Below are 8,956 nucleotides of genomic sequence, written 5' to 3' on the forward strand. Positions count from 1 at the left end.
AATCTTATATGATCGTGACATTAACGTTTCTCATACGACGATTTATCGTTGGGTGCAAGAATATGGCAAACTACTCTATCAAATTTGGAAAAAGAAAAATAAAAAATCCTTTTATTCATGGAAAATGGATGAAACGTACATCAAAATTAAAGGAAAATGGCATTATTTGTATCGAGCCATCGATGCAGATGGTTTAACCTTGGATATTTGGTTACGTAAAAAACGGGACACACAAGCAGCCTATGCTTTTCTTAAGCGGTTAGTGAAGCAGTTTGATGAACCGAAGGTTGTAGTCACAGATAAAGCCCCCTCTATTACAAGTGCCTTTAAGAAACTAAAAGAATACGGCTTTTATCAAGGGACAGAACATCGTACCATTAAATACCTGAATAATTTGATTGAACAAGACCATCGTCCAGTAAAGAGACGCAATAAATTCTATCGAAGTTTACGCACTGCCTCTACCACGATTAAAGGCATGGAAGCCATTCGAGGATTATATAAGAAAACCCGAAAAGAAGGCACTCTCTTCGGGTTTTCGGTCTGTACTGAAATCAAGGTATTATTGGGAATCCCAGCTTAAATCATAGATACCGTAAGGGATTTTATTCTTTATTTAAAACTTTGCAACAGAACCTGATTGTTAGTACAAAAAAAGACAGCGATTAAAACTCGTTGTCTTTTTTTTGTACTAACAGATTGGCGCATTATCTAAGTAATATAATTCGATACATGAAATTACCTAAAATCGTGTATCCGGAATCCTATTCCAATAGGGTTCTTTTTTTATCACCCCCTATAATACATGATTTCGTGGTATAATGAACGAAATCATGTATCTGTTTTGTGAGAGGAGAGCGCATTTCAATGAGTTATAACGTCCAACCCTTAAGAACCCAGCAAGAAATAAACGACTTTTTATTCTGTTTGAGGCGCAATAAAAACGCAGATCGGGATGTTTTTCTGTTTTTGATCGGTATTAATAGCGGATTACGCATGTCCGACATCGTAAAATTGAAGAAAAAAGACCTGATTTCCTCCAAAAACCCCCGAATTGTCGAGAAAAAAACAGGCAAAACCCGTATTTTGTATTTGAGTAGTCTGCAGGACTTGATCCGAGACTATACAAAAGACTTAGCACCAGAGGATTATTTGTTTCCTAGCACCAAAGGCGGTCATATAGAAGTCAATACGGTCTATCAAATGTTTCAAAAGGTCGCGAAGTTGTTAGGAAGAGACGATATTGGCACGCACACGCTGCGTAAGACGTTTGGGTACCACTATTACAAGAAAACCAAAGACGTGGCCACACTGATGGAAATATTCGGTCACAGCAGCGAAAAAATCACGAAACGGTACATTGGGATCAATGAAGATGAAATCAGCGAAACATTATTAAATTTCAGGCTAGGTTTTTAAGATTTTAGCAATGAAAAAAGAGACGACAGTTTATAATTTCGTCGTCTCTTTTTTCATTTTTAAGAGTTTATTAAATTTTTTTTAATTTGTTTATATAAGCTTTTAGCTTCTTTTTGTTGTTCAATAATTGAGTGTTCTTTATTGCATGTGCCAAAAAAGATATTTTCAATATCATTTAATAGATTTCTAAGTAAGGTATTCTTTCTGCACTCACTTAATTTTTCCGAAAGAATAATCGCTTTATAATTAGCTTGGAAATCTCCAACTGTTCTTATCAAAGAATTATTCCCCCCTTGTTAAGTTCCTGCTATTAATTATAAATCATTTAGTTTGTATAGCTACTTTTTTTAAATTATGAAATAGTTTTTCTTTTCGTAATGTCATTTCTTGTTCATATATAATTTTTTCATTTCTAAATTCTTATTTCTAAAGGGCGCACTTATACACGATAAAAATCGTGTATAAGTTTAGAACAAAGGTCGTACTTAAACATCATCTTTCAGAATGATGTTTAAGTACGACCTTTTGTGTGAAAAATAGCTTCGCAATTTTAAAAATTCGTTTCACTCATGTTAAAAGATCATAGTGATTTTTTTAAAATATTATCTATTTTTCTAAGTCATTTGTTTATCTTATTGGCTGATTATTTAAAAAAATGAAGCTGATTTTATAAATTTATGTGACAGAAAGTTTCTTTTTTTTGCTGATAAAAAAGAAAAAAGAGTAAAAATAAAGTACACATGAAGAATAAATAGTTATTTTTTATTCATGTGTACAATTCCAATTTTATTTTTTTATTTTAAAAAATTTTGATAAAATTTCTTTTAAAAAAGAGTGAAAAACGCACTACTTTTGCAGCACATATGTGTTATACTTGCGTTGCGTAATGCAATACATTCGCAATACCTCCATAGGACAAGCGTATTACACGATTTTTTAGAAACGTTGATAGGTAGGGGTTAAAGGTGTTTTTGGAAAAAGTGCTAAAAACAGCCTGTTAGGCGCCTGTTTTTTTCTTTGAGATTCGTCAGGCACAGCCTGACACGTCAACGTTTTGGAGCAACGCGAAAAAACGGTAGGCGCCTGAATCTCTTTATGCTCTTTCTAAGAAACAGTAAAGATACCCAACTAACTCCAATGTAAAAAACAACTATTTCTGAACTTGCACCTTTTTGATCGTTTTGACTAATGAATAAGAGCAAGAGGAACAGATAAAATAAATTAAATTAGGAGGATACTATGGCTAGAATTGATATAAAAAACATATCAGATTCCTTAAAACATTTATTGGAAAATGAAGCAGCTGAAAGAAATATACCACTTAATAAACTAACAACAGAAATATTTGAGGATTATACAAAACATAGATATAGCTTTGAAAGTGAAAAACAATTTACTAATGCAATGAATCATGTAGCAATCGCTATGAACAAGAACACTGAAATTTTAGAAAAATATATTGAAAGTAATGCAAAACTAATCGATATTTTAACAGAATAATAAAAAAAATCAGTCATTAAATAAAAAAATATAAAGGTAGGTAAATGATATGGCAAAAGAACCGTCAAAAAATAGATCCATTCGATTAACCGATACAGTCATGAATGAACTAAATAAAATTGTAGAAGAAGATGATATCCGTTCACTAAATAATTTAATGGAGTTATTAATTGTGGCGTATAAAGAAAATAAAACGACCGCTTTTAAAAATCAAAAAAAGAGTTCGGATAGTATCAAAAAAGATATTAATTTAGTGAAAAAAGAATTAGCTACACTACTTTATTTAAATGAAACTATGGCTGACTTTCTTTCTATTACGACAATTAATGAAATAGATACTAAAGATAGTTTAGTCAATCAATCGAGAGAAAAAGTAAAAAGAGATATTGAAAAAAACCAAGTAAAAAAAGCTTTTGATCATTATTAAAATTAAAAATACTTTCTGATAATTTTTTTAGTTTGAAAAAGAATTTGCTGAACTGAACTAAAAAATTAATGAACATGCTCTAAAAATCTAAAAATTGCGTTTTAAGAAACGTTAAATAGTTCGAAGGTAATTAATCGTTTATTTTATTTAAAGTCTTTTTAGGTATCAAAAAAAGCCACTGTTTAGGGTGGCTTTTGAACTGGATCGATTAATTTTAAAAAGAATAATAAACTGGAAAATACCGGTAATCAGCTAAAAAGGGCAATTTAACTAGTGATAATTTATTTTTATGTAAAGTTGCTATTTAGAATTGACAGCGTTATACTTAAAATAACTTAATATTCGTACATAAAAAGATACAAAAAAAAGTTATCAGGAATTGGCGTTCCCGATAACTCAAGACAGCGTAAGCCACACTTACGAAGTCCATTTTTTGATAATATATGTTAAAAAAAGAAACGAAATAAACCTTCGTTCACTTATTAGTATATAATATTCAGAAAAAAAGTCAACGTTTGAGGACGATTGACGAGGCTTCTTAGGCAGGCTTCGTTGATCGTCTTTTTGCGTACAAAAATACAGAGGACAAACTGTATGCGTGACAGCAATTAAAGGGACAGGTTAAGCATTCGCCGATTCTATAAAGGAATGCTAGGAACATCTAAATAGGGTAATTGTATCCCCTGTTGTTCTGAATGGTGACTGCGACCGATTTAACGGCAGGGGTGGTAATCTTAGGCTGAAAGCCTGGTAGCCTAAAACAAAGCTCTTAGGGAAGATTTTAAGAGGGTTTTAGGCGTATTGAGACAACAATACCGACTGATACAATATGTGATAGTGGCTCCGCTTCGTCTCCTGACGTCAAAACGAGAAATACATAATACGCATAGTTGTACTCTAGCAAGCTGATATTGATCAAAACCTGATATTAGCTAGACTAGGGTACAACTATGCTCAACACCACAAACATCAGCCCTCTGTCAGCATTCCGAGTGCCTTTTGTCAACGATTAAACCGATAATTAGGCGGAAAAACTTAGTTGGATTGCTTAATCAGGAGGATTAGGAAAATTTGCTAGAAATTGCGAAGGTGGAGCGCAGCGGTTACCGAGTGATTTCTTGCAACCAATTGGCTTTAGCCAATCAAAAAAATAAATTGCTTAACTTTGCTTACAATAAGAGCGTTTATAATTTTATGTCATTACTTGAATAGGTAGTTTAAAATAGGGTACAAAATAGGATATATGGAGGTGTAGTTTTGACAGATAAAACGGTAAAAGAGGTAGCAGAAATGTTAGGTGTGACCAAACAAACGGTGCAATATCATCTAAAGTCTTTGCCGACAAACTATACGACAAAGAGCGACAAAAACATTATATACATAAAACCCTTGGGGCAAAAGGCTTTATCAGATAAAATCGACAAAAGAAAACAGTTCTCTGTCGACAAAGAAACAGTTAAAACCGACAAAGAACCGACAAAAGAAACAGTAGGAAACGACAAAGAAATAGATCATTTTAAAGAACAAATAAAAGAAAAAGATCAGCAAATTGCTCAACTGTTAGAATCACAAAAACAGTTGCAAAAATTAATTGAAAATCAGCAGGTTTTAACCTTACAAGCGAATCAAAAAATAGAAAAATTAGAAATAAACTTGAATGACGTTGAAAATGAAATAAAGTTGGATCCTGAAAGTAAAAAAAGAAAATGGACTGATATTTTTAAATCAAGAAATAGATAGAACTTTTAGTATAATCAATGGAGGTGTTGTATGAAGAATACTTTTAATAAATTATTTGAAAGGATAGCAAGTATAATGTTCGCTCTCACATTAGTATTTGATTATTTTCCTGAAATAGGAATTAGCTATAAAGTAAGTGCTTTGGTCATGATTTTATTTATAGTATTAGCAGTTATCACACAAGATCATTTACACTATTCTATTAAATCACTCAAATTAGAATTTTTAACAGTAACTGCAATAATGTTATTATTACTAATATTAAGCCTAATTGGTGGAGAATCTCAAAATGGTCTTAACTTAGATAATCCAATCATTTGGTTTTTGTATTTCGGGTCATTATTTACGATAATTGTAAAATATAAAAGGAAAAAAACTTATATGTAATACATGAAATTGCTTAAAATAGTGTATCAATAATCTTGTTTTATCAATGTTGAATTTATTTGAATTGTCTACAGATTAACTACTTATTGACAAAACAATGCTTAGATAGCTATACTTCATTCAAACGTTCGTTTGAATGGGGGTGGTTAAATTAATGAACGCAGAAGTATGTACAACTAACAGTATACATAAAGAAAAAGTAGCTAGTGTTAAAAACAATTTAAAAGATAAAGACCTTTCAACTTTACTTATATTAGGAAAATGTTTTAGCGATTCTTCTAGGATTAAAATTTTTTATACTTTAGAAACTTATAAGGAGATGTGCGTTTGTGATTTAGCGGCGATACTTAATGCTAGTATTGCTACAACGTCACACCATTTACGTTTTTTGAAAAAGAACGTAATAGCAAAATCACGTCAAGATGGAAAAGTAGTTTATTATTCTTTAGCGAATGAAGAGATACTTTCCGCTGTGCAGGATTTTCTAAAGTTGTCAGAAAATATATCTATGAAAATTTAGTTTGGAGGAAGTTATTTTGTTACAAAGTATTTTATCAGCTCTCGCTGTTTACGTTTCTACCAGCATTGATTATTTATTTATCTTGCTGATTATTTTTTCTCAAAGTCATACAAAAAAAGGGCTCCGTCAGATTTTTTGGGGTCAATATCTAGGAACAGGTATCTTAGTAGCCGTAAGTTTATTTGCAGCATATGTGCTGAATTTCATTCCGCAAAATTGGATCATTGGGCTTCTCGGTCTAATTCCGATTTTCTTAGGAATCAGAGTGGCATTGGTTGGCGAAGAGGAGGAAGAAGAAGAGGAAGTCGTTGAAAAGCTTGAATCAAGAGGAACAAACCGCTTCTTTTGGACCGTTGCCTTAATAACAATTGCTTCTGGTGGCGATAACTTAGGGATTTATATTCCTTACTTTGCCTCGTTATCTTTTTCAGAGATTGTCACCGCTCTAATCGTATTTGCTATTTCTGTTGCGGTTCTTTGCTATATCAGTTACAAATTAGCCAAGATTTCTTTTGTTTCCGAAACCTTAGAAAAATATGAACGAATCCTTGTTCCTATAGTGTTTATTGGCTTAGGAATTTATATATTGATCGAAAATGGTACGATTCAAACTGTATTGAGTTTATTTAATTAATAAATAACCTTAGCTATCGTGAAGTTCAAGAAATCTTATATGATCGTGACATTAACGTTTCTCATACGACGATTTATCGTTGGGTGCAAGAATATGGCAAACTACTCTATCAAATTTGGAAAAAGAAAAATAAAAAATCCTTTTATTCATGGAAAATGGATGAAACGTACATCAAAATTAAAGGAAAATGGCATTATTTGTATCGAGCCATCGATGCAGATGGTTTAACCTTGGATATTTGGTTACGTAAAAAACGGGACACACAAGCAGCCTATGCTTTTCTTAAGCGGTTAGTGAAGCAGTTTGATGAACCGAAGGTTGTAGTCACAGATAAAGCCCCCTCTATTACAAGTGCCTTTAAGAAACTAAAAGAATACGGCTTTTATCAAGGGACAGAACATCGTACCATTAAATACCTGAATAATTTGATTGAACAAGACCATCGTCCAGTAAAGAGACGCAATAAATTCTATCGAAGTTTACGCACTGCCTCTACCACGATTAAAGGCATGGAAGCCATTCGAGGATTATATAAGAAAACCCGAAAAGAAGGCACTCTCTTCGGGTTTTCGGTCTGTACTGAAATCAAGGTATTATTGGGAATCCCAGCTTAAATCATAGATACCGTAAGGGATTTTATTCTTTATTTAAAACTTTGCAACAGAACCAGTAGGCGAATAATGTTCCGACGAAGAACTATACTTCCTCGTTCCTGTCGTCTACAATGAATAGTGCTTGTATTACTGATAAAGAGAGGTTGCTGTATGATTTTATATTACTTACTGGCAGCTGTTTTGATTGCCATAGATCAACTAGTGAAGTGGGGAATCGTCCAGAATTTCGCCTTGTACGATGAGCTGGAAGTTATCCCAAATATTTTTTCCCTGTACTACATCCAGAACCGTGGGGCCGCCTGGGGGATATTGCAAGGGAGGATGGGCCTCTTCTTCATCATCACCGTCCTGGTGGTGGGGTATCTGGTCTACACCTTCCATAACCTGCCGCAAAGGAGCATTTTGGCCGGTATCAGCTTCTCCTTCATCCTGGCGGGGGCTTTGGGCAACTTCATTGACCGCATGCGTCTCGGCTATGTGGTGGATATGCTCCGATTCGATTTCATTGATTTCCCGATATTCAACGTGGCAGATGTTTTCCTCACCATCGGAGTGGGTACCATGATCGTCTACCTCCTCTTTTTCGAAAAAGAAGAGGGAACTACGTCCAAAAGGGATTAGGAAGGGGCGAAAAGGAAATGAACTGCCGGGTTGCTGGATAGGCAGGCAAAAATGGCTAAGCTAGGCTCCAAGCCAAGGATAACTAAAGAGAGCTCAGGCAGTTTATCTCAGAAGCTGATTCCGGTATTCCACCGGAATCAGCTTCTTTAGCTTCCATTGTGGGTACAAAAAAAGACTCTATAAAGGATCTCTTTTTAAGAGCTCACTTTATAGAGTCCAGATTAAGGTTTTACTAGCTTTCTTTTTTCTTCAATCAGGGAACATTGATTGTCCCAGCTTTTTTGTTTCTACTTACTGTTTCTTATTGAGCATGTGGATAGCATGCCCCAAAACCCCTTCCGCAGCTTCCATGAGGGGTTCCGGCAAGGTTGGATGTGCATGGATGGTGAGGCTGAGATCTTCTGCAGTTGCTCCGGCCTCAATTGCAAAGACTGCTTCAGCAATGAGAGAGGATACCTCTGGTCCTACCATTTGCACACCTAGCACCAGGTTGGTGTTCTTCTCCGCGACAATCTGGACAAAACCATCAGCGTCCGAAACAGATAGAGCTCTTCCGTTTGCTTGGAATGGAAAACGGCTGGCAATCGTTTCATATCCCTTTGCCTTTGCCTCGCTCTCCGTTAGCCCTGTATAAGCGACTTCTGGGTCACTAAAGATGACAAAAGGCATTGCTTGGAAATCAATCGCACTCTTCATCCCACTAATCACTTCTGCAGCGATTTTCCCTTCGTAACTAGCTTTATGGGCAAGAAGATGACCGCCTGCACAGTCTCCAATAGCATAGACATGTTCAACATTCGTTTGACATTTTTCATTGATTTTAATAAAACCGCGCTGGTCTAATTCGACCCTGATGTTTTCCAAGCCACTGTTCCCTGTATTGGGTTTTCTTCCAATGGAAACTAGAGGTTCTGTTGCAAAGTTTTAAATCTACTATCAAATAAGGTAGAATAATAGAAAAAGATAGCAGGAGGAATGACGATGAATCATTTTAAAGGAAAGCAATTTCAGCAGGATGTGATTATTGTAGCCGTGGGCTACTATCTTCGTTATAACCTTAGCTATCGTGAAGTTCAAGAAATCTTATATGATCG

At 34.5% G+C, this 8,956-nt stretch carries 11 protein-coding genes and 2 pseudogenes; 11 read left to right on the plus strand and 2 right to left on the minus strand.

The window, feature by feature from the left end; all coding sequences use genetic code 11:
• Together CAT7_RS11465 and CAT7_RS11470 are read left to right on the plus strand one after the other, a co-directional pair.
• Positions 1-583: IS6-like element IS1216 family transposase (locus tag CAT7_RS11465; protein ID WP_007725778.1), on the plus strand; the 583-nt coding region annotated here is incomplete at its 5' end.
• A gap of 284 nt (positions 584-867) precedes the next feature.
• Complete coding sequence (locus CAT7_RS11470) at positions 868-1,419, plus strand: tyrosine-type recombinase/integrase (protein WP_007725785.1); 552 nt, start codon at positions 868-870, stop codon at positions 1,417-1,419.
• A 59-nt stretch (positions 1,420-1,478) separates the two neighbouring features.
• Here CAT7_RS11470 and CAT7_RS11475 read toward each other — a convergent pair whose 3' ends face one another.
• Complete coding sequence (locus CAT7_RS11475; protein ID WP_007725787.1) at positions 1,479-1,697, minus strand: hypothetical protein; 219 nt, start codon at positions 1,695-1,697, stop codon at positions 1,479-1,481.
• Between the two features lie 961 nt (positions 1,698-2,658).
• On the opposite strand from CAT7_RS11475, the gene CAT7_RS11480 reads away from it, so the two are divergent.
• From CAT7_RS11480 to lspA, 8 genes and pseudogenes are all read left to right on the plus strand, one after another.
• Positions 2,659-2,919 (plus strand): hypothetical protein, encoded by a 261-nt coding sequence (locus CAT7_RS11480; RefSeq protein ID WP_007725789.1) that lies wholly within the window; start codon positions 2,659-2,661, stop codon positions 2,917-2,919.
• Between the two features lie 49 nt (positions 2,920-2,968).
• Positions 2,969-3,346 carry a hypothetical protein gene (locus CAT7_RS11485; RefSeq protein ID WP_007725791.1) on the plus strand — a complete coding sequence of 126 codons (378 nt, stop codon included), beginning with the start codon at positions 2,969-2,971 and terminating at the stop codon, positions 3,344-3,346.
• A 1,257-nt stretch (positions 3,347-4,603) separates the two neighbouring features.
• Complete coding sequence (locus CAT7_RS11490) at positions 4,604-5,086, plus strand: helix-turn-helix transcriptional regulator (RefSeq protein ID WP_007725795.1); 483 nt, start codon at positions 4,604-4,606, stop codon at positions 5,084-5,086.
• Positions 5,087-5,116: 30 nt separating this feature from the next.
• Positions 5,117-5,473 carry a hypothetical protein gene (locus CAT7_RS11495; RefSeq protein ID WP_007725797.1) on the plus strand — a complete coding sequence of 119 codons (357 nt, stop codon included), beginning with the start codon at positions 5,117-5,119 and terminating at the stop codon, positions 5,471-5,473.
• A gap of 154 nt (positions 5,474-5,627) precedes the next feature.
• A complete protein-coding gene (locus CAT7_RS11500; RefSeq protein ID WP_007725799.1) occupies positions 5,628-5,993 on the plus strand; it encodes an ArsR/SmtB family transcription factor in 366 nt (121 codons plus the stop codon).
• Between the two features lie 16 nt (positions 5,994-6,009).
• A complete protein-coding gene (locus CAT7_RS11505) occupies positions 6,010-6,627 on the plus strand; it encodes a CadD family cadmium resistance transporter (RefSeq protein ID WP_007725801.1) in 618 nt (205 codons plus the stop codon).
• Between the two features lie 5 nt (positions 6,628-6,632).
• Positions 6,633-7,241 (plus strand): annotated as a pseudogene (locus tag CAT7_RS11510) (IS6-like element IS1216 family transposase); the annotation flags it as partial.
• A gap of 150 nt (positions 7,242-7,391) precedes the next feature.
• Positions 7,392-7,862, plus strand: a complete 471-nt coding sequence (gene lspA / locus CAT7_RS11515; protein WP_007725803.1) for a signal peptidase II — start codon at positions 7,392-7,394, stop codon at positions 7,860-7,862.
• 291 nt (positions 7,863-8,153) lie between these two features.
• Here lspA and CAT7_RS11520 read toward each other — a convergent pair whose 3' ends face one another.
• The gene (locus tag CAT7_RS11520) at positions 8,154-8,759 is read right to left on the minus strand and encodes an FAD-dependent oxidoreductase (RefSeq protein ID WP_083790556.1); all 606 of its coding nucleotides are present in this window, start codon (positions 8,757-8,759) and stop codon (positions 8,154-8,156) included.
• Between the two features lie 84 nt (positions 8,760-8,843).
• Here CAT7_RS11520 and CAT7_RS11525 point away from each other — a divergent pair.
• Positions 8,844-8,956 (plus strand): annotated as a pseudogene (locus CAT7_RS11525) (IS6 family transposase); the annotation flags it as partial.

The organism is Carnobacterium sp. AT7 (assembly GCF_000171855.1).
Taxonomy (GTDB): Bacteria; Bacillota; Bacilli; order Lactobacillales; family Carnobacteriaceae; genus Carnobacterium_B; species Carnobacterium_B jeotgali.

What these genes read in the sequence shown, in the direction of transcription:
- CAT7_RS11495 (WP_007725797.1), top strand. Translation starts at nt 5,117, where the DNA reads ATGAAGAATACTTTTAATAAATTATTTGAAAGGATAGCAAGTATAATG.
- CAT7_RS11470 (WP_007725785.1), top strand. Translation starts at nt 868, where the DNA reads ATGAGTTATAACGTCCAACCCTTAAGAACCCAGCAAGAAATAAACGAC.
- lspA (WP_007725803.1), top strand. Translation starts at nt 7,392, where the DNA reads ATGATTTTATATTACTTACTGGCAGCTGTTTTGATTGCCATAGATCAA.
- CAT7_RS11480 (WP_007725789.1), top strand. Translation starts at nt 2,659, where the DNA reads ATGGCTAGAATTGATATAAAAAACATATCAGATTCCTTAAAACATTTA.
- CAT7_RS11500 (WP_007725799.1), top strand. Translation starts at nt 5,628, where the DNA reads ATGAACGCAGAAGTATGTACAACTAACAGTATACATAAAGAAAAAGTA.
- CAT7_RS11485 (WP_007725791.1), top strand. Translation starts at nt 2,969, where the DNA reads ATGGCAAAAGAACCGTCAAAAAATAGATCCATTCGATTAACCGATACA.